The organism is Barnesiella sp. WM24 (assembly GCF_004570975.1).
Taxonomy (GTDB): Bacteria; Bacteroidota; Bacteroidia; order Bacteroidales; family Muribaculaceae; genus Muribaculum.
The window spans coordinates 83,270-109,847 of sequence record NZ_SPPC01000008.1 but is presented as its reverse complement, the minus strand read 5'-3'; the positions used below and the strand labels follow the sequence as shown (position 1 = coordinate 109,847).

The following is a 26,578-nucleotide window of genomic DNA, read 5'->3' as shown; positions in this document are numbered from 1 at the left end:
AGTTTTTGAAATTTTGTGCAAAGTTATCGCTTTTTAGCATTATTCCGCCTATCGGGAAGCGATTTTTTATCTTGAGGAAGCACATTTTTATGCTTTATCTTCCACACGACTGCATCATTCGGACCGACTTCAGTCACAAACGGGCTGTCGGGAGAAAGCGTTTTCCTCATCATATCCTTGGACAGCAGCTCTGTAGCCACACAGTCACCTTTCGGAAGGCTGAGCACATCAAATGCATGACCTGGAATGTTGATGTGCAGATTACACGGCTCGCCGCTGAAATTGACAGCAACAACGAGTGTCTCATCGGCATAACTGCGCAGGAACACATACTGACGGTGAGGATTAAGTGTAGGATTGTCGTAGTTGACATACATCAGGTCAAAAAATCTTCCCGCCGAGATAGCCTTTTCCGTGTTACACATTCGCAGAATCGTGCGATACTTGTCACGCAGCCAGCGTTCATTGCCGGTGAGCAGGTCGTCATTACACTTCCCGCCGTTAAACCATCGCCTCACAGTAGGGATGCTCCAGTAATCAAATATTGTGGTGCGTCCATCATATCCGCTGAAGCCCTCAGCATCGAGAGCCTGTTCGCCAAGTTCCTGACCTGCATATATCATCATTGGGCCGGTACTGAAAAAAGCACTGATCACGAGCGACGGTATCACGAGCGACGGATCGCCGGCATAATACTTTGACCCAAATCTTTGCTCGTCATGATTTTCAAGGAAATTAAGCATTTTGTCGCCTATGCCGTCAACCGTCTGCCAGCAATTGGTGAGCTGCGCCGCCGATACATTGTGACATTGAATACCGCGCAGCGTGTCATACAGATTCACCTTATCATAAAGGTAATCAAATTTTCCGTATGTTATGAAATCGCGGTAAAGAGCCACATCATAAATCTCGGCGATGAAAATCACATGGGGATAACGCTCTTTCACGTTAGTCACCGCCCACTGCCAGAACTCTACCGGCACCATATGGGCCATGTCGCAGCGGAAACCGTCTATGCCCTTCTCCGCCCAGTACAGCAAAATATCGAGCATCTGAAACCACGTGCGCGGTATCGGATAAAAATGACGGGAGCCGTCGCCGTAGTCCACGCCATAATTCAGCTTTACTGTCTCATACCAGTCATTTTTCGACGGGAAAGCGGTAAAGCAGTCGTTGCCCGACGCTTTTGCCGGAAACTCCACATAAGCATCCTTCCCCTCTCCAAGGTCAATCCCGGGAGCAAAAAGCTGGTGAGGTATATAATAGAAGTTATTGTTGCGCTCAAAAAAGCGGTTACGGTCGTCACCCACTCCAAAGTCTTCAACCCCGCGGGGCTTGGCATCGGAAAGATACTGCCGCGACACATGATTTGGCACAAAGTCGATTATCACCCCCATGCCGTTGTCATGAGTCCTGTCGACAAGAGCTTCAAATTCATCGATACGCTCATTGACATTCACCGCGATGTCAGGGTCAACGTCATAATAGTCCTTTATGGCATAGGGCGAGCCCGCCTTGCCTTTGACCACATAGGGATTGTCGCGGCGTATTCCATAACGTGAATAGTCAGTCTGATTGGAATGTTCGATTATACCTGTATACCACACATGGGTTATGCCCATGTCCTTTATCTTCCTCAACACAGTCGAGGTTATGTCATTCATCTTACCGGAGCCGTTCTGCTGTATTGTCCCGTTTGGCACACAATGGTCGTTCATGTTGGCAAACAGACGCGGCAGCATCTGGTAGATTACTGTCTTATCATTGTTCATCATGTTGATTTTAGATTCACTTACTTTTTCACAATCCCACTGTTAAGGAGCGCCTCTTTTGCAGATTTGTAGCCGCTCTTGAACATACGCTCCTTCTCTTTCATGTTAAACACCCTCAGGTCGGCAATCGAGTCGGTCGACACGACAAGGTCACACATGTTCATGTCACCGACAGCATTAGTACGCGCCATCAGATGATAGGTGCGCAGAGCCACATCCATTATTGTACCGCTGTAAGTCTTCTGCTTTGAAACAGGGCTTACATTAACACCTATCAGGTAATCACATTCATCCCTGAGCGCCCACGACGGCAGATTGTGTAACACTCCCCCGTCGACATAATGACGCCCGTCAATCTTGACCGGCTTGAAGATGATAGGCATCGCACACGACGCCATCACTCTCTCGGTTATAAGCCCCTCTCTCCACTGGACAGGGACACAATTGTCAAGGTCGGTGGCACAGATTACAAGCGGGATAGGACACTGCTCCATCATGTCGACTTTAAGGTTTTTCTTGAGAAACGCCTTAAAGCCGTTCATCTTGAAAAAGCCGTCCTTAGGCACACTTATCTCGGCAAAATCAGAAAACTTCTGGGTGAAAAACAGCTTCATTATGTCAAGCGGAGAAAGTCCGGAGCAGTAAAGCGACGCTGCGATAGAGCCGGCGCTCACTCCGGCTATTATATCAGGTTTTACACCAAGCTCTTCCATTGCATATAAGGCCCCTACGTGGGCAAACCCACGCGCTCCGCCTCCGCTTAACGCAACACCAAGCTTATATGGTTTTCTTTTTGTCAAAATATAAATGCTTTCAATTAAATCACAAAATTATAACATTTTCCCGACAAAAGACAAACCCCGGACATTTTTTTAACACGTGCCGCTCAAAAATTACGACTCGATGCCGGACCGATTTTGACTTCCATTTTGAGTTTCCCGACGAAAGCGGGGAAGTTAATTGGCAAATTTTGGTGATAAGTGAGAATAAATTGCTATTTTTGTAAGTTAAAAGAAAAACCAAATCACGCAATCATGAAATTTAATGTCTCCAGCAAGACGCTATACAGCTACGTTTCGGCTGTCAGCAAAGTAATTAACTCCAAGAACGCCTTGACGGTGCTCAACAACTTCCTGTTTGAGCTAAACGACAACACCCTTACAATCACTGCCTCCGACCTTGAGAACACGCTTGTGGCAAGCCTTGAGGTTATGGATGCCGACGGTGAAGGCAAGTTTTGTGTAGATGCCCGCCGCATAGTCGACCTGCTGAAGGAGATGCCTGACCAGGGCATGGAATTTATCATCAACGACGACAACCTGTCGGTGGAGATAAAATACAGCAACGGTAATTACTCTTTCATAGCCTTGAACGGCAACGAATATCCGGCAAACGAGGACACTGACGCAACCGAAGGCGTATTCACGTTCACCTACCCTGCCGACCAGTTACTTAAAGGCATCGACAATACCCTCTTTGCCGTAGGCAACGACGACTTGCGTCCGCAGATGATGGGTATCCTATGGGACATCAAGCCCGACTCGATCACTTTTGTAGCCACCGACACCCGCAAGCTCGTGCGTTACCGCAACTCAGTAGGAGAGCCGGGATTTGAAGGCTCGTTCATACTCCCCGTAAAGCCGGCGACAGTAATCAAGAATGTATTTGCCAAGGAAAGCGAAATCAAGGTGACTGTAGCGCCTAAGAGCGTGACTTTCGAGAGCGCCGCCTACAAGTTCAACTGCCGCTTCATCAAGGGCTCGTTTCCTGACTACAACCGTGTTATTCCGGCAAACAATCCTTATGTCATCACAGTTGACCGTCACTCGTTCCTTAATGCGGTGCGTCGCGTAGGCGTATTTGTAGACCAGGGCCACGGACTTGTCAAGTTCAAGATTGAAAGCGACAAGATGACACTCCGCGCCACCGACAACAACTTCTGCACGTCGGCACGCGAGGAAGTAGCCTGCGACTTCACCGGCAATGAGATGGTAATCGGATTCAGCGCCCCCTACCTTATTGAAATCTCAAGCACAATCTCGACCGACGACCTTGTAATCAAGCTGTCGGATCCGAGCCGTCCGGGCGTGTTCCTTCCCTCCGATGAAAAAGAAGGCGACGAGCTTCTGATGCTCCTCATGCCCATGACTGTTACCGACTTCTAAAATCCACACTTCAGAATGGAACTTGCACTCAGAAACCCTATAGTGTTTTTTGACCTTGAGACCACGGGCACAAACGTGCTACGCGACAAGATTGTAGAAATTTCCTACATCAAGGTTATGCCTTCAGGAGAGGAAATCGAACGCACACTCCGCATAAACCCCGGGATGCCGATACCGCCGGAGTCGACAGCAATCCATCATATCACTGACGAGGATGTGAAAGATTGCCCGACATTCAAGCAGGTGGCAAAGGAACTTGCCCAGGTATTTCTTGGCTGCGACATAGCCGGATTCAACTCCAACCGCTTCGATGTGCCGCTTCTGGTTCAGGAATTTTCCCACGCCGGAGTCACCATCGACCTTGCCCGTCACAAATTTGTCGACGTGCAAAATATATTTCACAAGATGGAACAGCGCACACTTGTGGCAGCCTACAAGTTTTATTGCGGCAAGGACCTCACCGAGGCACATTCAGCCAACGCTGATACCCGTGCCACTTACGAGGTGCTGAAAGCCCAGCTTGACCGCTACCCTACACTGAAAAATGATGTAGCTTTCCTGTCGGAATTTTCGTCAATGAACAAGAATGCCGACCTGATGGGGCGCATCATCTTCAACGAGGCGGGAAAAGAAGTGTTCAACTTCGGCAAATACAAAGGCGAGGAAGTGGAAAAGGTATTCCGCACCGACCCGGGATATTACAGCTGGATGATGCAGGGTGAGTTTGCTGAAAACACAAAGAAGGTAATAACCCGCATCAGAATGCGTTTAAGATAATAGCAACAATACCTGACAACAATGCTAAAAGGCAAACATATCATACTCGGAATATCAGGCGGAATAGCCGCTTACAAATCAGCATCTCTGCTACGCCTTTTCATCAAGGCGGGAGCGGAGGTGCAGGTTGTGATGACCCCTTCCGGCAAAGAGTTCATAACGCCGGTCACTCTGTCGGCACTGAGCGGCAAGCCTGTGGTAAGTGAATTTTTCACAGCCAATACAGGCGAGTGGCACAGTCACGTAGACCTCGGGCTATGGGCCGATGCAATGGTCATAGCGCCGGCAACCGCATCGACCATCGCCAAGATGGCAAACGGCGTCGCCGACAACATGCTCATCACAACTTACCTCTCGGCAAAAGCGCCCGTGTTTGTGGCCCCGGCAATGGACCTTGACATGTTTGCCCACCCGACCACCACACGCAATCTCAATCTGCTGCGCTCTTACGGCAACACAATTATCGAGCCCGCCTCAGGCGAACTTGCAAGTCATCTCGTCGGGAAAGGCAGAATGGAAGAGCCTGAAAACATTTTCAAGGTGCTTGACGACTTTTTCAGCCGGCGCGACGAGCTGAAAGGCAAAAACCTGCTTGTTACCGCTGGCCCTACCTACGAGAAAATCGATCCGGTAAGATTTATCGGAAACTACAGCACCGGGAAGATGGGCTATGCCATTGCCGATGAGGCGGCGAGCCGTGGAGCCGAGGTTGTGATTGTAAGCGGTCCGGTGGACATAGCCCCGAGCCATCCGTCGGTAAAGGTCGTCAAAGTGGAATCGGCGCGCGAGATGCTCGCGGCATGTGAGGAAGAATTTCCTTCGGTCGACTGCGCGGTGATGTGTGCGGCGGTAGCTGACTATGCGCCGGCAGAATGTGCCGAGTCCAAAATAAAGCGGGAAGATAGCGAGCCGCCTGTCATCCATCTTGTCAAGAACCCCGACATAGCAAAAGCGCTCGGACAGAAAAAGCGTGACGGACAGAAACTCATAGGCTTTGCGCTGGAGACCGACCACGAGTTTGACAACGCCATGAAAAAGCTACGGTCCAAAAATCTTGACATGATTGTGCTAAACTCGCTTCGCGACAAAGGAGCCGGATTTGGCACCGACACCAATAAAATCACCATTTTCACCGCCGACGGCAAAGAGACAGCCTTCGCCCTGAAAAGCAAGCGCGAGGTAGCCGCCGACATAATCGACTCGATTATCAACCTATGAGATTACACACATTAACAACCGGCATATTGCTTTTGCTGTCATCTGCCGTGATGCCCGGGCTATCAGCCCAGGAGCTCAACTGCCAGGTGACGGTAGACTACTCGCAGGTACAGGGCACCAATACATCGATATTCAAGACCCTCGAAAGCGCGATTGCCGACTATGTAAACACACGCAAGTGGACAAATGCCCAGTTTTCTCCGGCAGAGAAGATTGAGTGCAAGATGTTTTTCACCATCAAGAGCTACGAGGAGCCGGCAATGAGCGGCGACCTGCAGGTGCAGTCGTCACGTCCGGTGTACAACTCTTCCTACACTACTACGCTCCTGAATTTCAAAGACAATAAAATCGAATTTGAATATCAGGAAGGTGAGCCGCTCATCTTTTCAGAAAACTCGATGGAAAGCAACCTCACCGCAATCATAAACTTTTATGTCTACCTGATACTTGGCATCGACTTTGACACCTTTTCACCCAAAGGCGGCGACCCTTACTTTCAGCTCGCCCGCAATGTGGTGCAGATGGCACAGTCAACCGGCGAGAGCGGATGGAAAGCATTTGAGGACAACCGCAACCGTAACGCTGTGCTCGGCACATTTACCGAACAGCCTACAGCGGGACTCCGCAGTCTCCTTTACGAATATCATCGCACAGGACTTGACGAGATGTCGATGAGCCCTGACAAAGGGAGAGCCAAAATCACGTCGACGCTTGACTATGTGAAGGCTGTCTATGAGACTCAGCCGATGGCTGTCGGGGTGTCCATGTTCAAGGACGCGAAGCTCGATGAGCTCGTCAACATATATACCAAAGCCCCCGAAGAGGAGCGCAAGCGTGTTTATGAGCTGTTATACTCGATTTATCCTACGGAGACGCAGCGCCTTGACATGATAAAACGTGGAGTCAACAAATAACTAACAATTCAAGCAATGCTCAAGTCACTACACATATCCAACTACGCGCTTATCGACACTGTCGACATCAGCTTTCACCACGGGTTCAATATCATCACCGGTGAGACAGGTGCCGGAAAGTCAATAATGCTCGGTGCTTTGTCACTGATTCTTGGCGGCAGGGCCGACCTGAAAGCTGTAAGAGATTCAGGCAAGAAGTCGGTAATCGAGGCATCGTTTGAAGTCAACAAATATCCGAAGCTGAAAGAGTATTGCCTTGACAATGACATCGAGTGGGACGACACGCTCTGCATATTGCGACGCGAGATTGCTCCTGCGGGAAGGTCACGTGCATTTATCAATGACTCCCCCGTGACACTTGACCTTCTGTCACACGTGGCGATGCAGCTTGTCGACATACATTCTCAACACCAGAACCAACTGCTCACATCGGGTGACTTTCAGCTGAGGGTAATCGACAATCTTGCCGGCAACGGGGAGCTGCTGTCGGAATATCACAGGCGCTACGCGTCTTACCGCAATGCGCTCAAACGCCTCCACGACACAAAGAAATTGCTTGAGCAAAACCGCAACGACGAGGATTTCACGCGCTTCCAGCTTGAACAGCTTGACGAACTCGGACTTACCGACGGTGAACAAGAGCAGCTTGAGCATGACCGCGACATATTGTCAAACATAACCGACATAAAGACCACTATAAGCGGAGCCCTCGACGCCCTCTCCGAGGGCACACACAATGCTCTCGCATCACTTGCCGAGACAAGCGACTACTGCGAGGAACTGACCCGCTATCTGGAGGATTCCGACAATATCGGAGAGAGGCTTGAGACAGTGCGCATCGAACTGCGCGACATCGCCGAGACCCTCACAGCCTACGATCAGGAATTTCAAGCCGACCCGGAAGAGCTTGAGGCTATCGAGTCACGCCTGAACACCATATATTCGCTACAGCAGAAACACCGCGTGTCGACCGTGGCGGAGCTTATAGCCCTGCGTGAGGAACTGCGGGAAAAGCTTGACCGGCTTGAAAACAGCTCGTTTACAATCGAGGAGCTTGAAAAGGAGGCGCGACGGGCAAAAAACGCGGCAAAACAGCTCGCGGCAGAGCTATCTCAACGACGCGTCGAGGAGGCGGCTCGATTTGAGGAGACACTGAGGCAGCAGGCTATGCCTCTCGGAATGAAAAACTTGCGCACTCAGGTAAAAGTGACTCCGGGCGAACTGACTCCGACGGGCATGGACAAGATTGAATTTTTATTTGCATTCAATAAAAATCAGCCGCTCATGCCTGTAAGCGGTACAGCCTCAGGCGGTGAAATATCCCGACTCATGCTGTCGATAAAAGCAATCATTGCCACAAAGATGCAACTGCCGTCGATAATCTTTGACGAAGTTGACACAGGAGTGTCGGGCGACGTGGCAAACCGCATGGGAGTAATGATGAAAGACATCTCAAGAAATATACAGGTGATAACCATAACCCACCTGCCGCAGGTAGCGGCTAAAGGCAACGCCCACTTCAAAGTCTACAAGGAGGATGACGACGACGCCACCCACACCCGCCTGCGCGAACTCTCTGCGACCGACCGCGTTGACGAGCTTGCCCTGATGCTAAGCGGGTCGACCGTAGATGAAGCGGCAAGAGCCAATGCCCGTTCGCTGCTTAACATGCAACAAGATTAAAATAACAATTTACTAATATAACCAATATGGATTCAAGCGACTATATATTTGGCATACGTGCCGTCATGGAGGCTATCGAAGCCGGCAAGGACATAGACAAGATTCTTATCAAAAAAGACCTGAACGGAGAACTCGCATCGGAGCTTTTCGGCATGATTCGCGCCAATAAATTGCTTTCTCAGCGTGTCCCGGTAGAAAAGCTGAATAAAATCACGCGTAAAAACCATCAAGGCGTAATAGCCATCCTCTCGGCTGTCACCTACCACCGCCTCGACCATCTGGTGCCGGCTCTATATGAAGAAGGCGTGTTACCCTTTATCGTAGTGCTTGACGGCATTACCGACGTGCGTAATTTTGGCGCGATAGCCCGTACCTGCGAGTGTGCCGGAGTCGACGCCATTGTAATCCCTGAGCATGGAAGTGTGTCAGTGGGCGGCGACGCAATCAAGACATCGGCAGGAGCGCTTCATCATCTGCCGGTGTGTCGCGAACGCAACACAGCCGGAGCTGTAAGATTTCTTAAAGACAACGGTTACCGCATAGTAGCCGCCTCAGAGAAAGTCGACATCAATTACACTCAGGCCGACTACACCGTGCCTGTCGCAATAGTGATGGGAGCGGAAGATGTAGGCATCTCACCTGAGGTATTGAAACTTTGCGACACATTTGTGTCAATACCGCAGTTCGGACACATCGGTTCACTCAACGTGTCAGTAGCCGCAGGCGTAATCATGTATGAAGTTGTACGCCAGCGCCTTAATGCCGACATGGAAGTAATCTGACCATACTCCTAACAGTAAAATACAGCAGATCGTCAATAGACATAACAAGATGGTGCATCAGATTAAAAATACTTGATGCACCATTTTCTATTTCACAGGATGTTCGTTGCTGATTACGTATTCTTTCACTTTCTGGAACAGGTCGGTTGCAAACACGAAGTGACTCAGCGCCTCGTTTGTAGTCTGATAAATCAGATCCTTGTTGCCTACCCACTCGCGATGACCCTTATTAATAAATATGATATTCTCCCCTATGCCAAGCACAGAGTTCATGTCATGGGTGTTTATGACAGTGGTTATCTGATATTCATGGGTAATGTCACTCAGCAATTCGTCGATAAGAATAGAAGTCTTGGGGTCAAGTCCTGAGTTAGGCTCGTCGCAGAAAAGATATTTCGGATTAAGCGCTATCGCACGTGCGATAGCCACTCGCTTCTGCATACCGCCTGAAATTTCGCTCGGATATTTATCATCGGCTCCTTTGAGCCCCACACGCTCAAGGCAGAACCGCGCACGCTCCCTGCGTTCAGCCCATGACATTTTAGTGTACATCATAAGCGGAAACTCGACATTGCCAAGCACAGTCTCGGAGTCAAACAGAGCCGACCCCTGGAAAAGCATGCCTATCTCTGTGCGCAGATGCTGCACCTCGTCACGATTCATTGACAGCAAGTCACGACCGTCATATAAAATCTGCCCCTTTTCGGGACGCACAAGTCCCACAAGCGACTTCATCATGACAGTCTTTCCCGATCCCGACTGACCGATTATAAGATTAGTTTTCCCTGTTTCAAAAGTCGCGGAGACACCCTTGAGCACCTTTACTCCGTCAAACGACTTCTCAATATCCTTGACTTCAATCATTGCAAAAGGAGTTTAGTAAGTATCACGTCAAAAAGCAGAATAAGAATCGAGCTTGCCACTACGGCATTGGTCGATGCCTTGCCGACATCAAGCGCGCCACCCTTCACGTAATAACCGTAATAAGACGCGACAGAAGTGATGATGACCGAAAATACAAGAGCCTTGATAATCGTGTACCACACATACCACTCGATAAACATCGTCTGTATACCATATATATAGCGCGACACCGGAATCATGTCGGTGAACGCCGCGATAATCCATCCGCCAAACAGGCCTGTGGCTATTGAAAAAATGACGAGTACAGGTATAAACGCCATAAACGCGAGAATCTTCGGCAGCACAAGAAACTGAGCCGAGTTAATACCCATAATCTCAAGGGCGTCAATCTGCTCCGTGACACGCATTGTACCTATCTCGGAGGCTATATTGGACCCTACCTTACCCGAAAGGATAAGACACAACACAGCAGAGCTGAATTCAAGAAGAAGGATGTCGCGCGTCGCGAGACCGGTAGAGTAAGCCGGCATAATCGGCGATGTCATGTTAATCTGCATCTGGATACATATCACCGCACCGATAAAAATCGAGATGACAATAGTGAGAGGTATCGAATCGATGCCAAGCTTGCCGATTTCCTGTATAAACTTGCGCCCGAACACGCGCCATTTCTGCGGAAGGGAAAATACCCTGTGCATGAATATGCAATATTTGCCGAAGGTTTCTAATGATGATTCAATAAACATATACTCGATATTGCGTTAAAGTCACACCGTCGCGACAAAGCGCCCCGGAATAATGTAACATCTGTATCGGTGCAAAGTTAAGGATTTTTCTTGTGTTGTAAGGGATTTTTTATTTACTTTGTGTGTCATAAAACTCTTAAACCATTGTCGAAAATGCTTGTAATTGGTATCGCCGGAGGCACAGGTTCCGGTAAGACAACCGTAGTCAACAAGATTATCAGCAGCCTTCCTGCAGGGGAAGTGGCTGTAATACCGCAGGATTCCTACTACAAGGACTCAAGCCACATACCGCCCGAGCTGCGATGCAACATAAACTTTGACGAGCCGGCATCAATCGAATGGCAGCTCCTCGAAAAGCATCTTGACATGCTCCGCAAGGGAGAAGCGATCGAGATGCCAACTTACAGCTATCTGACCTGCACGCGCCAGAAAGAGACGGTGCATATAGAGCCGCGCGATGTGGTAATCGTGGAAGGCATCCTTGTGCTCACCCAGCCGGCACTACGCGAGGCAATGGACATAAAAGTATTTGTCGACGCCGATGCCGACGACCGCCTCATCCGCGTGATAGCCCGCGACTGCATCGAGCGCGGAAGGACACCGCAGATGGTAATAGACCGCTATGAGGGGGTGCTGAAGCCCATGCACCAACAGTATATCGAGCCGTCAAAACGTCACGCCGACCTAATCATTCCTCAGGGAGGAAACAATAAAGTGGCAATCAACCTCCTCACAGACTACATCGCCAGCCGTCTCAGTCTTGCAGGAAACTGGCATCCTCTTATAAAATGATTCACTTATGGAAGAAACAATGAATAACCGGCAGCCGGGAGAGCTACCGGAAAACATGGGCGAGGAAACACTCGACAACGGCAATAATCCCGATTCAGGCAACCTGCATGAGGGAAATATGGTGCTCCGCACTGAAAATCTTGTCAAAAAATATGGCAAGCGCACCGTTGCCAACCACGTGTCCATCAATGTGACCCAGGGTGAAATCGTAGGGCTGCTCGGTCCCAACGGAGCGGGCAAGACCACCACGTTTTACATGACAGTAGGGCTTATCACCCCAAATGAAGGCGAGATTTATCTTAACGACCTCAATATCACCAAATATCCTGTATACAAGCGTGCGCAAAACGGCATCGGCTATCTTGCGCAAGAGCCGTCAGTGTTCCGCAAGCTCAGCGTTGAAAACAATATAAGGGCGGTGCTGGAAATGACAAATACGTCAAAGGAGTATCAGCGTGACAAACTTGAAAGCCTCATTTCGGAATTCCGACTTCAGAAAGTGCGCAAAAACCTCGGCGACCAGTTGTCGGGTGGCGAACGCCGCCGCACAGAGATAGCACGATGCCTTGCAATCAACCCCAAGTTCATAATGCTTGACGAGCCATTTGCAGGAGTCGACCCTATCGCCGTAGAAGACATCCAGTCGGTGGTGTATCACCTGAAAGAGAAAAACATCGGTATCCTTATCACTGACCACAACGCACAGGAGACGCTGCGTATCACCGACCGCGCCTATCTCCTCTTTGAGGGCAAGATTCTATTTCACGGCACTTCGGAAGAACTTGCCGAAAACCCTACTGTGCGCGAGAAATATCTTGGCAGGGACTTTATGTTCTATCGCAAGAAGTTCGACTGATAAGCCATATCACAGCAGCTGTAGCCACAGCGCTTAATATGGCGATTGTCACGTCGCCGACCCCGCCTCCGGTGCCGAATGTATTGACATCGGCACTGACCGAGCCCCGGTTGACAAGCCAGAAATTAATCACCACAAGCGAGTTGTTAAGCGCGTGGGCAAAAACAGATGCCCATATCGAACCGCTCCATAAGACAAGGTATCCGAAAAAGGCTCCCATCAGCAGGCGCGGGAAAAAACCGAAAAACTGCAGGTGTACCGCACTGAAAATGAAAGCCGCCGCCCACACTGCCGCATGACGGTTACGCATCACCGCAGCGAGAAGGGGCTGCAAGCCGCCACGGAAGAAAAGCTCCTCGGCAAATCCGGTAAGCACACCCATTATGAGAATCGACAAGATGAGGTCGCCCACAGAAGAACCACCCATTATGCTCTCGACCGTAGCTTTTGCGGAGTCCTCGCTGTTACGCAGGATACTTTCAAGCCCGCTCCATGCCTGAGGCAGATGAATCGACTCGTTCCAGGAGACTATGTTGTTCATTGCCGGGACAGAGACTACAGCGGCAAGAGTGATAAGAACAATCATTTTCAGGTTTATCCTGACATCAATCCCCATAAGCCTGCGTGGCGCTACCGCCACAATTACCATCGTAAGCAGTACAGGCAGAATAAACAGAAATATATCCTGCACGACAATCGCACAGCGCAGTCTCGGAAGCGTCGCTGTGCCAATAACGCTTATCAGCAATGAACCCAGTATCGTGGCAAGAACCCACCAGCACACAAACAAGAACAGACTTTTTCCCGGTGTCACTCTCAACTTTCTTTCCATATCTATCAATTAATAAAGCAGGAGGAGAGAGTAGCCCCACTCCTGCCTGCTTAAATTATTCTACGTAATCAGATTATTTTGTCAAGTGAAGCCACATTGGCATTCACTTCCTCATCAGTCACAAAGTAATTCTGGAGGTCGCCGGAGATGTAAGAGTCATAAGCCGCCATGTCAATCAATCCATGACCTGAAAGATTGAAAAGGATGACCGGCGATGTTCCTTCCTCCTTAGCCCTCTTTGCCTCTCGGATGGCAGTCGCTATGGCATGGGAGCTTTCCGGCGCCGGGATAATGCCCTCCGACTGGGCAAAAAGTGTTGCGGCGGCAAATGTCTCAAGCTGCGGTATATCCACCGCCTCTATGTAGCCATCCTCTTTAAGCTGGCTGACGATAGCGCCCGCGCCATGGTATCTGAGACCACCAGCATGGATATTTGCCGGGGCGAAATTATGACCGAGCGTGTACATCGGAATCAATGGCGTGTAGCCTGCCTCGTCACCGAAATCATATTGCATCACTCCGCGAGTAAGCTTGGGACATGACGACGGTTCCGCTGCAATAAAGCGGGTTGAACGGTCGCCCGAAAAATTATGACGCATAAACGGGAATGTTATACCTGAAAAGTTACTTCCGCCACCGAAGCAGCCGATAACCACGTCAGGATACTCTCCCGCCATCTCCATCTGCTTTTCTGCCTCAAGCCCTATCACTGTCTGATGCAATGCAACGTGGTTAAGCACAGACCCAAGCGTGTATTTGCAATTCGGGGTGGACATTGCAAGCTCCACAGCCTCGGAGATAGCAGTGCCGAGCGAACCCTGATAGTGAGGATTCTCGGTTATGATTTTTCGACCTGCCTTAGTCGACATACTCGGCGAGGCTATCACCTCGGCGCCGTAAGTCTGCATAATCGAGCGTCGGTAAGGCTTCTGATGATAAGACACCTTTACCATATAGACCGCAAGGTCAAGCCCGAAGTGACTTGCCGCAAGCGACAGCGCCGCGCCCCATTGTCCCGCGCCTGTCTCGGTAGTGATATTGGTCACCCCCTGCTTCTTTGCGTAATAAGCCTGAGGTATCGCGGAATTCAGTTTATGGGAGCCCACAGGGCTTACACTCTCATTTTTAAAATATATGTGGGCAGGAGTGTCAAGCAGCTTTTCAAGCCCTCTCGCACGTACAAGCGGAGTCGGTCGCCAGATACGGTACATATCCCTGACTTCTTCCGGGATACTTATCCACTTATCCGTGTCGTTAAACTCCTGACGTGACGCCTCCTCCGTAAAAAGCGGAAACAGGTCTTCAGCTTTCAACGGTTCCTTGGTGGCAGGATTAAGCAGCGGACGAGGCTTTACAGGCATCTCCGCCAGCACATTGTACCATGCCTCGGGGATGTCACGCTCCTGCAAAATAAACTTTTTTGAATCCGTAATCATAATAGTAATGCTTTTTCTGTAACTTTAATATACTTATAATAATTATATTGTCCTGTCTATTCGCCATGTAAACGCTCTCAGTCCGAGCTTTGGCGTAGCAAGATCCCATTCATGCAGTGTGTCAAGAATGATGTCCACGCGCGAATCCTCGACAATAGTAATAATCGCCGAAGCGAGAGAGGGCCAGGCGTGGGAGCCGAAATGCGGCTCCCCGTCCGATGTCCCTCTGCCCTGCACCTCCTGCCATGACGTGAATCCACGGCAGTTGTTGCGCTGCAGCATATCTATTATACGTTCATAATATGCCTGGTCAAAAGTTATCAATATAGCTTGCATGTCTCAGTTTGTCTAAGATTTAACAATACGGTTGTCGTCAACCACAATTTTCCGCATCTTCTTGCGGTTGCGTCTTACACCATTGTAGGCAAAGATACAATAAAGAGCCGGAACAAACAATAGGGTGAGTATCGTGGAGAATGTAAGACCGCCGATGACCGCAGTACCCATAGGACGCCACATCTCTGCTCCCTGACCTGTGCCACACGCCATCGGGACCATACCGAGGATGGTGGTGAGCGTAGTCATCACCACAGGACGAAGACGCGACTTACCACCCGTGATAACCGCCTTGGTAATCGACATGCCTCGTTCACGGTTGAGCGAGATGTAGTCGATAAGCACGATACCGTTTTTCACGACTATACCGATAAGCATAATCGCACCGATCATTGACATTATATTCAATGTGTGACCCGACAGCCAAAGGATTATGAACACACCCGCAAATGCAAAGAGGAGCGAGGTCATGATGATGCCCGGATAAGTATAGCTCTCAAACTGAGCCGCCATCACGATGTAGACAAGAATCACAATAAGCGCCGCAAGCATCAGCAGGTCACGGAATGAATCCTGCTGGTCCTCATAGCTACCGGCTATGTTTATACTGATACCCGACGGAAGCTCCATCTTGTCAATCTCGACCTGTGCCTTCTCCACAATTTCGCTCATAGGCACATCGGCAACCACCGCACTGACGGTGATGATACGCTGGCGGTCCTTACGCTCGATTGTAGGCGGTGTGAAGCGCTCGACGACTTCTCCCACATCCTTTATCCTCACAGCCTGTCCGGTCGGTGAATATATAAGGATGTTCTCAATATCCTGAAGAGAGGTACGCTTTTCGGGAGCATACATTACTTTTATGTCATATTCCTCTCCGTCCTCACGATAGAGAGAGGCGAGAGAACCGTTGATGCGGTTACGCAGATAAGTCGCGGCTGTCTGTAGATTAAGCCCGTACAAGGCAAGTTTCTCTCGGTCAAAATCCACTTGGTATTCAGGCTGGTAATCAGAGCGGGAGACGCGCACGTCGGCAGTTCCCTTTATACCCGACAACAGCCTTACAAGTCTCTGTGCAACGGTATCGGTCTCGGTAAAGTCATAGCCGTAGACTTCATAATCAAGCTGTGACTGACCGCCCATACCCATTCCGCCACCCACAGTGACCTGCGCCTTGCGGAACTCCGGATAGTGCAGCAGGTCCTTACGCATCAGCGCGGCAATCTCTGTAATGCCTCTTTCACGGTCACCCGGGTCAAGGAGGCGTATATTGGCGGAGATGATATGTGTGCCGTTATCGCGTAGTGAAGCGAACGTATTGTCACTCGAAGCCGAACCGGTAGTATAGTTCATCACCATAATCTCCGGATACTTCTCTCTCCACTCGGCATAAAGGCGCGTCATCGCATCTTTGGCAATCTCCACGCGTGTACCGATAGGGAGTTCAAGGTTGACCGACAGGCGCGCATCGTCAGCTACAGGGAAAAACTCTGTGCCCACGCTCTTCATCAAAAACAGCGAGCCGACAAAAGTGGCAAGACATATCACGATGGTGACAGTCTTGTGCCCGACCACCTTGGAAAGCAGCCACGCATAACCGCTGTCAAACGCATCGAGCGCCTTACGCACCGGCGTATAAAGCAGGATAAACATCTTTCCATGCTTGACATCCTTGCGTAAAAGCTGCGAGCAGAGCATCGGTGTGAGAGAAAGCGCACACACGGTCGAAATAATCATCATTATTGTCACCATCCATCCGAGCTGACGGAAGAGGACTCCTGTCATTCCCGTAACAAGCGTAAGCGGGAAAAACACGGCTATAAGTGTAAGCGTTGAGGCTATAACCGACACAGCGACCTCGTTAGTGCCATGAACGGCAGCCTGACGCGGGTCAGAACCGCGCTCGATGTGGGTGGTGACATTTTCAAGCACCACAATCGCGTCGTCGACCACCATACCGATTGAAATCGAGAGCGCCGACAGCGACACGATATTAAGCGAATTGCCCGTGACAGCAAGATAGATAAACGAGGCTATAAGCGAAATAGGTATAGTAATCGTGATGATGAGTGTGGCCCTCCATCGCCCGAGGAACGCAAACACGACTATTATCACAAACAAGAGAGCATAAAGCACAGTCTCGACAAGCGAGGCGATTGTGTTACGGATATTGTCGGAAGTGTCGACAATAACGCCAAGCTTTACGTCGGAGGGCAATCGACGTTGCAACGACGGAAGCATCTTCATCACTTCTTCCGAAATCTGCACTGAATTGGCTCCCGACTGCTTTTGCACGATAATCATCGCACCCTGCTCTCCATTGTTGAATGTCTCCTGTGCGCGCTCCTCCAAAGTATCCTCGATACGCGCCACATCACGCAGATAGATATTTTTTCCACCTTGTGAAGCCACAACAAGGTCCTTCAGATGGTCGGTAGACGAGAACTCACCCTGGACACGCAGGGAATAAGTATCACTACCGATGTCAAACGAGCCACCCGGAATATTTCGGTTTTCAGCGGCAATCAGCGCAGAGATAGTCTCTACCGAAAGATTATAAGCCTCGAGACGCTGCGGGTCGACATAAATGTGTACCTCACGTTTAGGCGCACCTGAAATCGAGACAGAACCGACACCGCTGATTCGCGCAAGCGGGTTTGCCACATTTTCATCCAGAATCTTGTAAAGACCCGGCATGCTCTCCTTTGCCTGAACCGAAAGCATCACGATAGGAATCATGTCGGAGCTGAACTTGAATATTATAGGATTTTCAGCGGCATCGGGGAGCTGGCTCTTCACCATGTCAAGCTTGTCACGGACATCATTGGTCAGCACATCAATATCCTCTCCATATTCAAATTCAAGAGTTATCACCGATATGTTTTCACGTGATTTTGAAGTGATGTGCTTCAGGTCGTTGACCGCATTAAGACTGTTTTCCAGCGGACGCGTCACATTCTGCTCTATGTCCGGAGCACTCGCACCCGCATAAGAGGTCATCACCATGATGGTATTGGTCTCGACATCGGGATAAAGGTCAATCGGCAATGTTGAAAGCGAGAACAGACCCAGGATGACCACGGCTACAAAACAGAGCGTGGTCATGATAGGGCGCTTTACCGCATTTGCATATAAACTCATTGTTACAGTATGATTGATTTATTACTTTTCATTTATCACATTCACTTCCATGCCGTTGGCAAGACGCGACTGACCGGAGATAACAACCTCCGAACCATTTTCCACGCCTGACAGAAGCTCATAGGTGTCGCCAAGGCGCTGACCCACTTTCACATTGTTGAACGAAACCTTGCCGTCTTTGTAGACATATACGAATTTCTCGCCCGACCCGGTCTGCTTCACGATTGCGCGGTCAGGCACCACTACACGGTTTTCTGTTCCGAAATTCATCACCACCCTTGCAAACATGCCCGGACGTATGCGCTCATCTCTGTTGGCAATATTTACCTCGACGGTAAAAGTGCGTGTAGCAGGGTCAATCGTAGGATGTATAAGCTCCACCACCCCTTCAAAGCGTTCGTCGCCATACACGTCGAGGTATACATCGACCTTCATGCCTTTATGTACTTTCGTGAACTCACTCTCGCTCACATTTATCAGTATTTTCACCGGCTGCAGCTGCTCCACGGTAAGGATAGGAAGCTGTGCGGTCATGTCGCCCGGGTCATAATTACGGGCAGTCACCACACCGGCAATCGGAGAGACGAGGAATGTGTTTTCAAGCTGGTTGTCATATTGACGGCGCGCCGCGTCAAGCTCGGTCTTCATCTGGTCGACAGCCTGCTTTGTGCCACCGCCTATGTTATACAGCTCGAGCGCACGGTTGTAGTCACGCTCCGTATTGTCGAGCCTGACCTTCAACTGGTCGATATTAACATCATCAAGCACGACAAGCCTCTGCCCTTTTGCCACTTTTGACCCGACATCGACAAGTATCGACTTTATGCGGTTAGGAGTAGAAGTGGTTATATTGTTGGTCTTATATGCCTCGACTGTCGCAGTATATGAAACAATCTGCCCCACCTCCTGCTCATGAACCTTTAATATCTCTACGTTGGGACGCTCATCGACATCCTCGGCAACGGCATCTTTATCACTTTTTCCGCCACAAGAAGAAAGCGTGGCAACCATCAACGCACCGAGCATAACAGTTGCTCCGGCGGTGCTGAATATTCTGACTGACATAATCTAAGTGTATGGATTGGTGTTATTATTCTGCTAAATTCTTATATTTTTCAAGGTCGGCATTTCCAAGCAGAAGCTCAAGCTCGCTGTTTGCGACAAGGTAATTATATATCGCCTGGTAATATACGAGCCTCGCCTGAGTAAGCGCGAGCTCGGAATCACGCAGGTCAAGGTAGCTCGCCGCACCGATTTCAAATGATTTTTCCATTATTTCATGAGCTTTCACAGCCTGGGCTACGCTTTCAGAGTTGCTTGCAATCTGCCTTACATTTTTCTGGATATTGTCAACGGCAAGCTCAACCTGCATCCTTATAGAACGCTCAAGGTTTTCACGCTGCCACGCCATCTCGTCGACCTGGATACGCGCCTGCTTAATCTTGTGATAACGCTGACCGCCCTCAAAAATCGGGAAGTTCAACGACAAGCCCACTACCGAATAGGGATCCCAGCGGAAATTACGGAGAGGATTACCATTGGAAGAGGATGTCCAGTTATAGCTTGCAGTAAGCGCAAGGGTCGGATACCATGACATCTTCTGTATTGACAGCGCATTGCGCAGTGTGCGAGTCTGAAGGTCAAGGCTGCGGAGGTCGGTATTCCCCTCGATAGAGCCGGTCTCAAGCGACAGTGTCTTCTCATACATGTCACCCTCATAATCAGACAACGAGGTAGAAGCCTCGATTACATTAGCGGCATCCACGCCCATGAGAATCGCCAGCTGCAGGCGTGCCTGCTTGATAGCGATTTCAGCCTGGAGCAGTTCCGGCTCGACATTTTTCACCTGTACCGACGAGCGCAGCACTTCATATTCAGAAGCCGTTCCTACCTGAAATTTCTTCTCATATATCTTATGATTAAATACTGCGTTGTCGTAATTCTCCTGAATCACCCGGTGGCTGTCCTCGGCAAGAAGAAGAGTATAATAAGCCGATTTTACTTGATTGACGAGAGAAAGTCGCGACGCTCTTGCAGCCTCGACATTCTGCAAAATCTGGCTGTCGCTCAATTTTAGCGACGCCCACAACTGAGGAGCAATCAACGGAAGCGATGCGCTGAAACCGACCTGATAGCTATTGTCAAGTCCCATCTTTATGCCACTGTTTTTACCGCCTCCCGACGCTCCGTCTGAAGCTCTTGACGAGGACCCGGCACCGGACTCTTCCCCGTCGCCGCCCGGATTTTCCGAACCGCCGCCCATCATAGAGCCGAAGCCGTCCATATTCATATATGCAACCTGCTTGGCAATCATGCGGTTATAATTGCCGCCGAAATTTATTGTCGGCAACAGCTGACCGATAGTCTCCTTCTTGGCATAATCCACGCGGGTGACCTCCATGTCAGCGACCTTTACCGACGGATTTTCCGACAGCGCGACCGCTATACATTGGTCAAGCGACAATGTAAGAGTGTCAGCAGGTAAGTCCTGAGCCATTGCAAGCGAACCAAAGCACAATCCAAGAACCGACAAACCGGAAACAACAATACGATATTTCATGTGATGTATTTTGTGATAATATTGAAACAAACTTACGATTTATATCCTCTCTGTGCAAATCATATATAAACAATATCCCAAAAAGGACAACAGATTATCCTTTTTGGAATATAAATTCTTCTAAAATCCAGATTTTATACTATTTCAGTATCTTATAACCCGCATCAAGGAGACCCTTGCGTATAATATCAATATGCTCATGATTACGGGTTTCCATAACGAGCCTCAACGAGCAACTCGTAATCGGGGTATCTACACTGATACGTTCATGAGTCACGGAGATAATATTACCGCCAAGCTCACCGATTACACGGCTCACATCGGCAAGCACACCTGGCTTGTCAAAGAGGTCGATATTGACCGCATAGTTTCGTCCGCTCTTTATGAGACCACGGTTGATGACACGACTCAAAATAGTGACATCGATGTTGCCGCCCGAGACAAGACACACAGTGCGCTTACCCTTTATGGGCACCTTATTGAACATCGCAGCGGCAACGGCAACCGCACCCGCACCCTCGGCGACAAGCTTTTCCTGCTCCATCATGGCAAGAATCGCGGCTGAAATCTCATCATCGCTGACGGTCACAATCTCATCGACATATTTGCGACACAGTTCAAAGGTGTTATTTCCGGGCTCCTTTACCGAAATACCGTCGGCTACGGTCGACACATTTGCAAGACACTCGATACGGTCATTTTTAAGCGACTCCACCATACTTGGCGCGCCGGCAGACTGAACTCCGTAGATTTTCACATCGGGGCGCACTGCCTTTATCGCAAACGCCACTCCTGATATGAGACCGCCGCCGCCGACCGGCACTATCACCGCCTCGACATCAGGCATCTCGTCAAGAATCTCAAGCCCGATAGTGCCCTGCCCTGCAATCACCAAGGGGTCATTAAAGGGATGCACGAAAGTATAGCCATGCTCGTCACGCATCTCAAGAGCGCGCTTATAAGCATCATCATACACTCCCGGCACGAGGCACACCTCGGCACCATACTTCTTTGTCGCCTCCACCTTGGAGATAGGGGCGCCTTCAGGCAGACATATTATCGACTTGATTCCATTAGCTTTTGCTCCGAGAGCCACTCCCTGGGCGTGGTTACCTGCCGAACAGGCTATTACACCGTGAGACTTTTCCTCGGGAGAAAGCTGCGAAATCTTATAATAGGCACCGCGCAGCTTAAACGAGCCGGTATGTTGCAGACACTCAGGTTTAAGATACACCTCGCTCTCGGGATTAATCTTAGGGGCGCTTATAAGCTCTGTGTGACGGACAACGCCTTTCAATACATGCGCCGCCCTGTATATGTCACTCAATGCAAGAATTTCTTCAGACATATTTCATTCAATTTACATTGCAAAAGTAGCAATTATTCTTTATAATTTACCATGTTTTTATTGGTAATTTGTCTCACATACACTATCTTTGCAGCGATTAATTCCAAATACAATTCAAGATGAAAAAGTTAGAAAGTCTCGTTGCCGAAAAATTATTAAAAATCTCAGCAATCAAATTGCAACCCGATATTCCTTTCGTTTGGGCTTCAGGCTGGAACTCACCTATATACACTGACAACCGCAAGACACTGTCATATCCCGAGCTGCGCAACTTTATCAAAGTGGAGCTCTGCCGCGTAATTATGGAAAACTTTGAGGCACCCGACGCAATCGCCGGAGTCGCCACAGGAGCAATCGCGCAAGGCGCGCTTGTAGCCGACACTCTCGGACTTCCCTATGTATATGTACGCTCGACCCCCAAAGACCACGGTCTTGAAAACCTTATAGAGGGTAACCTCAAGCCCGGACAGAAAGTAGTAGTGATTGAAGACCTCATCTCTACCGGAGGCAGCAGCCTCAAGGCAGTGGAGGCAATCCGTAACGCGGGCTGCGAAGTGGTCGGCATGGCTGCCATATTCACTTATGGATTCCCCGTGGCCGTAAAGCGCTTCAGCGAGGCAGGAGTAAAGCTGATCACACTCAGCAACTACAACTCAATGCTCGAAGCGGCTCTTGAGACCAACTATATCAAAGAGCAGGACCTTGACACTCTCCGCGAATGGCGCAAAGACCCCGCCAACTGGGTACCCAACGCTACTAATGCAGACTAATACACGCGAAATCATCTATGACGACATATTCAAGCAAGCCTGTTGATGTGGCAATGCCCGCATCAACAGTATTTGACCGCATAAGCAGCCTTGACACATTTCAGGAGCGCATCAACCAGCTTCCCGAGGAAGTAAAGGCCAAGATAGGATCGGTGACATTCACCGAAGACACTATAGTAATCAATGCAGCGCCTATGGGCGACATGACATTGAGAGTGACTGAACGCGTTCCGGCAAAGCGGCTTGCCCTTACTGCCGAGAATGCGCCGGTACCTATCGTCCTGTCAGTAAATCTAAATGAAAAGGATGCCGACACTACCGAGGTTATCACGTCAATCGACGTGGAAATGCCCGCGATGCTGCGTCCTATGGTAGGGCCCAAGCTACAGGAGGCAGCTGAAAAATTTGGCGACATGATTAAAAATCTCGCCTTCGTCAAATAGCAGACACCGCCTAAGCAAAAGAACCAAAAGACTGACTTCATGGCTTCAAAACTCTGGGAGAAATCCACTACTGTGGATCACAACGTAGAATCCTATACTGTAGGACGTGACCGCGAGATGGACCTCTATCTTGCACCCTATGATGTGCTCGGCTCGCTTGCCCACATAAAAATGCTTGAATCAATCGGACTGCTCACAGCCGATGAACTCGGCTCACTTACAGCCGAGCTCCGCAAGATTTATGACATAATCAGCAGAAACGAGTTCACTATAGAGGATGACATCGAGGATGTACACTCTCAGGTTGAGCTGATGCTTACCCGCCGCCTTGGTGACACCGGCAAGAAAATTCATTCCGGCCGCTCCCGTAACGACCAGGTGCTGGTCGACCTGAAACTGTTTATCAGGTCGAGAATAGAAGATGTGACCGAAGCGATGACACGCCTCTTTAACGCCCTGCTTGAACAGAGCGACCGCTATAAGGACGTGATTCTGCCCGGATATACCCATCTTCAGGTCGCGATGCCTTCTTCTTTCGGACTATGGTTTGGGGCTTATGCAGAGTCGCTCGCCGATGACTTGACTGTGTTGCTCGCAGCCTACGGGATAACCAACCGCAATCCTCTCGGCTCGGCGGCAGGCTACGGCTCGTCATTTCCCCTCAACCGCACCATGACAACCAACCTGCTCGGTTTTGACAGCATGGACTATAATGTCGTGTATGCGCAGATGGGACGTGGCAAGACAGAGCGCATAGTGGCTCAGGCTCTTGCAAGTGTGGCGGCAACTGTAGGCAAACTTGCCTATGACGCATGTCTTTTCAATTCACAAAACTTCGGATTCATCAAGCTTCCCGACGAGTTTACAACCGGGTCGTCGATAATGCCCCACAAGAAGAATCCCGATGTGTTTGAACTGACACGCGCCAAGTGCAACAAGCTACAGGCATTGCCATATGAGATTACACTCATAACCAACAACTTGCCCTCGGGATATTTCCGTGACCTGCAACTTGTAAAAGAAAATTTCCTGCCCGCTTTTGACGACATAATCTCGATTCTGGACATGGTCACCGCCATGGTATCTCAGATAACCGTAAACCGGTCAATCGTGGACGATGACCGTTACAGGCTGATGTTTTCGGTAGAGGAAGTGAATCGCCTTACCCTGGAGGGCATGCCGTTTCGCGACGCATACAAGAAGGTGGGTCTGGAGATAGAAGCCGGCAAATTTGATGTGGCAAAGGAAGTACACCACACCCACGAAGGATCAATCGGCAATCTCTGCAATGACAAGATAAGAGCGTTATATGACAAGACGCTTGCCGGATTTAACTTCGACACATATCACCGCGCCTTCGCGATGCTGCTTGATAAAAAGTGAGCCATGCAGTTAAAGCCGGAACCCCGTAAACAATATGTAGCCGACCCGTCACGATATGACGGAAGGATGCCTTACCGCCGGTGTGGGCGCTCCGGGCTTTGCCTTTCAGCGCTTTCGCTCGGATTCTGGTGGAATTTTGGCGAGGACGAGACATTTGCATCATGTCACGAGCGTGTCACATATGCCTTCGACCACGGCATAACAACCTTTGACCTCGCCAATAATTATGGGCCGCCGTTTGGCGCCGCCGAGGAGATGATGGGGCGCATCATTTCCCGCTCCATGCACACCCACCGCCGGGAAATGGTTATCACCAGCAAAGCAGGACATGACATGTGGGAAGGTCCCTGCGGCGACGGCTCGTCGCGCAAGATGCTCATGACCTCAATAGACGACTCGCTGACCCGCATGGGCATAGATTATGTCGACATATTTTATTCCCACCGCTACGACGGAGTGACACCTGTCGAGGAAACAATGCAGGCGCTCGTTGACATCGTAAGAGCCGGCAAGGCTCTTTACGTAGGACTGTCGAAATATCCCGCTGATAAACTCGCCGAGGCTCTCTCCTATCTGAGAGAGGCAAGAACTCCATGTATCGTCTATCAAGACAAGTCCAACATGCTTGTCAATAATCTCACCGACGAGCGGCGTGTACTCCTTGAATCATACGGCGTAGGCTACACAGCTTTCAGTCCGCTGCAGCAAGGATTGCTGACCGACAAGTATCTGAACGGGATTCCCGACTATTCACGCGCGGCAAACGGCAAGCACCTGAGCCACACTGATATAACGCCTGAACTCGTTGCTAAGCTGAAAAAGCTTGACGCGATAGCGGCCGACCGCAATCAATCGCTCGCCCAGATGGCTGTGGCTTGGCTTCTTGACGAGCCGATGACGGCTTCTGTTATTATCGGTCCGCGCACAATGGAACAATTGTCCACTCTTCTCCCTGCTGTAAGCGACACCCGCTTCAGCAATGATGAAAAAGAGGCAATCAACACAATCCTAAACACATGACGCGCTTTATTGCCAATATAATGATGGCGGCTGCACTCTTGATTGGAGCCGCTGCCTGCGGAGAGGTCAATGACGAGCGTATTCCGGCCGTGAGTGTAAATGTAGAGCTCAGCAATCCAGGTTATTGGGATATTTACGGTGTACACGGACTCGGACAGTCTCGTATATTCATCAAAAACGACCGCATACCCGCCGATTTCCCCTTCACGGCAATGACCTTTACAGGCTTTGGCGGCATATTGCTTGTAACCGACCTTTCCAACTCCCCTCTCGCCTACGACCTTGCCTGCCCGGTAGAGGTAAGTCCAACCGTAAGAGTCCGATTTAACCCGGACAACCTTGAAGCACGCTGTCCGGAATGTGGCTCGGTCTACAATGTATGTGAATATCAAGGGAGTGCCGTTTCAGGTGTAGCTTACGACAGAAAATACGGGCTCCGGCGTTACAGGGTACTGCCCGCTGTGACCGGCGGCTATAATATCGTATTTTAGTCCACACGTTCTCCAATATTGCCTTCTGCGTCCTAAAATCATCGTGTCACTCTTGCACAATCCGAAATTACTTGCTAACTTTGTCACGCCTAAAGGCCCTGCGGCGTAGAGCTGCCTGAATGGTGGAATGGTAGACACGAGGGACTTAAAATCCCTTGGCCATTACGGCTGTGCGGGTTCGAGTCCCGCTTCAGGTACAATCCCGGGGAAGTTGAGTCACTGCCGACACAACTTCCCTCTTTCATT

Annotated in this window: 24 protein-coding genes and 1 tRNA gene; 14 read left to right on the top strand and 11 right to left on the bottom strand. The window is 49.9% G+C overall.

Annotation, left to right across the window (positions count from 1 at the left end):
- Positions 1-23: 23 nt before the first annotated feature.
- Positions 24-1,775 (bottom strand): alpha-amylase family glycosyl hydrolase, encoded by a 1,752-nt coding sequence (locus E4T81_RS10060; RefSeq protein ID WP_135044133.1) that lies wholly within the window; start codon positions 1,773-1,775, stop codon positions 24-26.
- 17 nt (positions 1,776-1,792) lie between these two features.
- A complete protein-coding gene (locus E4T81_RS10055; protein ID WP_167761838.1) occupies positions 1,793-2,572 on the bottom strand; it encodes a patatin-like phospholipase family protein in 780 nt (259 codons plus the stop codon).
- A 234-nt stretch (positions 2,573-2,806) separates the two neighbouring features.
- Here E4T81_RS10055 and dnaN point away from each other — a divergent pair, with 234 nt between their 5' ends.
- From dnaN to rlmB, 6 genes are read left to right on the top strand one after another with little or no spacing between them, the layout of a single operon-like run.
- Positions 2,807-3,937, top strand: coding sequence for a DNA polymerase III subunit beta (gene dnaN / locus E4T81_RS10050; RefSeq protein ID WP_135044129.1), 1,131 nt, complete (start codon positions 2,807-2,809; stop codon positions 3,935-3,937).
- A gap of 15 nt (positions 3,938-3,952) precedes the next feature.
- Positions 3,953-4,714 (top strand): 3'-5' exonuclease, encoded by a 762-nt coding sequence (locus E4T81_RS10045; protein WP_135044127.1) that lies wholly within the window; start codon positions 3,953-3,955, stop codon positions 4,712-4,714.
- Between the two features lie 21 nt (positions 4,715-4,735).
- Complete coding sequence (gene coaBC / locus E4T81_RS10040) at positions 4,736-5,932, top strand: bifunctional phosphopantothenoylcysteine decarboxylase/phosphopantothenate--cysteine ligase CoaBC (protein WP_135044125.1); 1,197 nt, start codon at positions 4,736-4,738, stop codon at positions 5,930-5,932.
- Positions 5,929-6,846 carry a DUF4835 family protein gene (locus tag E4T81_RS10035; protein WP_135044123.1) on the top strand — a complete coding sequence of 306 codons (918 nt, stop codon included), beginning with the start codon at positions 5,929-5,931 and terminating at the stop codon, positions 6,844-6,846. Before coaBC ends, E4T81_RS10035 begins: the two co-directional genes overlap by 4 nt.
- Positions 6,847-6,861: 15 nt before the next feature.
- The gene (gene recN / locus E4T81_RS10030) at positions 6,862-8,529 is read left to right on the top strand and encodes a DNA repair protein RecN (protein WP_135044121.1); all 1,668 of its coding nucleotides are present in this window, start codon (positions 6,862-6,864) and stop codon (positions 8,527-8,529) included.
- Positions 8,530-8,555: 26 nt separating this feature from the next.
- A complete protein-coding gene (gene rlmB / locus E4T81_RS10025) occupies positions 8,556-9,311 on the top strand; it encodes a 23S rRNA (guanosine(2251)-2'-O)-methyltransferase RlmB (protein ID WP_135044119.1) in 756 nt (251 codons plus the stop codon).
- A gap of 87 nt (positions 9,312-9,398) precedes the next feature.
- Here rlmB and E4T81_RS10020 read toward each other — a convergent pair whose 3' ends face one another.
- Positions 9,399-10,175 carry an ABC transporter ATP-binding protein gene (locus E4T81_RS10020; protein WP_135044117.1) on the bottom strand — a complete coding sequence of 259 codons (777 nt, stop codon included), beginning with the start codon at positions 10,173-10,175 and terminating at the stop codon, positions 9,399-9,401.
- On the bottom strand, positions 10,172-10,921 hold the full coding sequence (locus E4T81_RS10015; protein ID WP_135044115.1) for an ABC transporter permease: 750 nt from the start codon (positions 10,919-10,921) through the stop codon (positions 10,172-10,174). Before E4T81_RS10015 ends, E4T81_RS10020 begins: the two co-directional genes overlap by 4 nt.
- 153 nt (positions 10,922-11,074) lie before the next feature.
- Here E4T81_RS10015 and udk point away from each other — a divergent pair, with 153 nt between their 5' ends.
- Positions 11,075-11,713 (top strand): uridine kinase, encoded by a 639-nt coding sequence (udk, locus tag E4T81_RS10010; protein WP_135044113.1) that lies wholly within the window; start codon positions 11,075-11,077, stop codon positions 11,711-11,713.
- Positions 11,714-11,831: 118 nt separating this feature from the next.
- The gene (gene lptB, locus E4T81_RS10005) at positions 11,832-12,569 is read left to right on the top strand and encodes an LPS export ABC transporter ATP-binding protein (protein ID WP_245207059.1); all 738 of its coding nucleotides are present in this window, start codon (positions 11,832-11,834) and stop codon (positions 12,567-12,569) included.
- Here the strand turns inward: lptB and E4T81_RS10000 are convergent.
- The 7 genes from E4T81_RS10000 to ilvA form a co-directional block, all read right to left on the bottom strand.
- Positions 12,541-13,401, bottom strand: coding sequence for a CPBP family intramembrane glutamic endopeptidase (locus E4T81_RS10000; RefSeq protein ID WP_135044111.1), 861 nt, complete (start codon positions 13,399-13,401; stop codon positions 12,541-12,543). The two genes, lptB and E4T81_RS10000, sit on opposite strands and share 29 nt — an antisense overlap.
- Positions 13,402-13,469: 68 nt before the next feature.
- A complete protein-coding gene (locus tag E4T81_RS09995) occupies positions 13,470-14,837 on the bottom strand; it encodes a TrpB-like pyridoxal phosphate-dependent enzyme (protein WP_135044109.1) in 1,368 nt (455 codons plus the stop codon).
- 42 nt (positions 14,838-14,879) lie between these two features.
- Positions 14,880-15,173 carry a PG0541 family transporter-associated protein gene (locus tag E4T81_RS09990; RefSeq protein WP_135044107.1) on the bottom strand — a complete coding sequence of 98 codons (294 nt, stop codon included), beginning with the start codon at positions 15,171-15,173 and terminating at the stop codon, positions 14,880-14,882.
- 12 nt (positions 15,174-15,185) lie between these two features.
- A complete protein-coding gene (locus E4T81_RS09985) occupies positions 15,186-18,317 on the bottom strand; it encodes an efflux RND transporter permease subunit (protein WP_135044105.1) in 3,132 nt (1,043 codons plus the stop codon).
- 21 nt (positions 18,318-18,338) lie between these two features.
- The gene (locus E4T81_RS09980) at positions 18,339-19,382 is read right to left on the bottom strand and encodes an efflux RND transporter periplasmic adaptor subunit (protein ID WP_371683045.1); all 1,044 of its coding nucleotides are present in this window, start codon (positions 19,380-19,382) and stop codon (positions 18,339-18,341) included.
- Between the two features lie 25 nt (positions 19,383-19,407).
- On the bottom strand, positions 19,408-20,877 hold the full coding sequence (locus E4T81_RS09975) for a TolC family protein (RefSeq protein WP_135044103.1): 1,470 nt from the start codon (positions 20,875-20,877) through the stop codon (positions 19,408-19,410).
- A 139-nt stretch (positions 20,878-21,016) separates the two neighbouring features.
- Positions 21,017-22,213 carry a threonine ammonia-lyase gene (ilvA, locus tag E4T81_RS09970; protein WP_135044356.1) on the bottom strand — a complete coding sequence of 399 codons (1,197 nt, stop codon included), beginning with the start codon at positions 22,211-22,213 and terminating at the stop codon, positions 21,017-21,019.
- Between the two features lie 131 nt (positions 22,214-22,344).
- On the opposite strand from ilvA, the gene pyrE reads away from it, so the two are divergent.
- From pyrE to E4T81_RS09940, 6 genes are all read left to right on the top strand, one after another.
- A complete protein-coding gene (gene pyrE / locus E4T81_RS09965) occupies positions 22,345-22,995 on the top strand; it encodes an orotate phosphoribosyltransferase (RefSeq protein WP_135044101.1) in 651 nt (216 codons plus the stop codon).
- A 17-nt stretch (positions 22,996-23,012) separates the two neighbouring features.
- Entirely contained in the window at positions 23,013-23,438 is a 426-nt protein-coding gene (locus E4T81_RS09960) for a hypothetical protein (RefSeq protein WP_135044099.1), read from the top strand.
- Between the two features lie 39 nt (positions 23,439-23,477).
- Positions 23,478-24,821 (top strand): argininosuccinate lyase, encoded by a 1,344-nt coding sequence (argH, locus tag E4T81_RS09955; protein ID WP_135044097.1) that lies wholly within the window; start codon positions 23,478-23,480, stop codon positions 24,819-24,821.
- 3 nt (positions 24,822-24,824) lie between these two features.
- Positions 24,825-25,841: an aldo/keto reductase gene (locus E4T81_RS09950; RefSeq protein WP_245207054.1), complete on the top strand. Its 1,017-nt coding sequence runs from the start codon at positions 24,825-24,827 to the stop codon at positions 25,839-25,841.
- Entirely contained in the window at positions 25,838-26,332 is a 495-nt protein-coding gene (locus E4T81_RS09945) for a hypothetical protein (RefSeq protein ID WP_135044095.1), read from the top strand. The genes E4T81_RS09950 and E4T81_RS09945 overlap by 4 nt, the downstream gene beginning before the upstream one ends.
- A 113-nt stretch (positions 26,333-26,445) precedes the next feature.
- A tRNA-Leu gene (locus tag E4T81_RS09940) sits at positions 26,446-26,529 on the top strand.
- Positions 26,530-26,578: the final 49 nt, after the last annotated feature.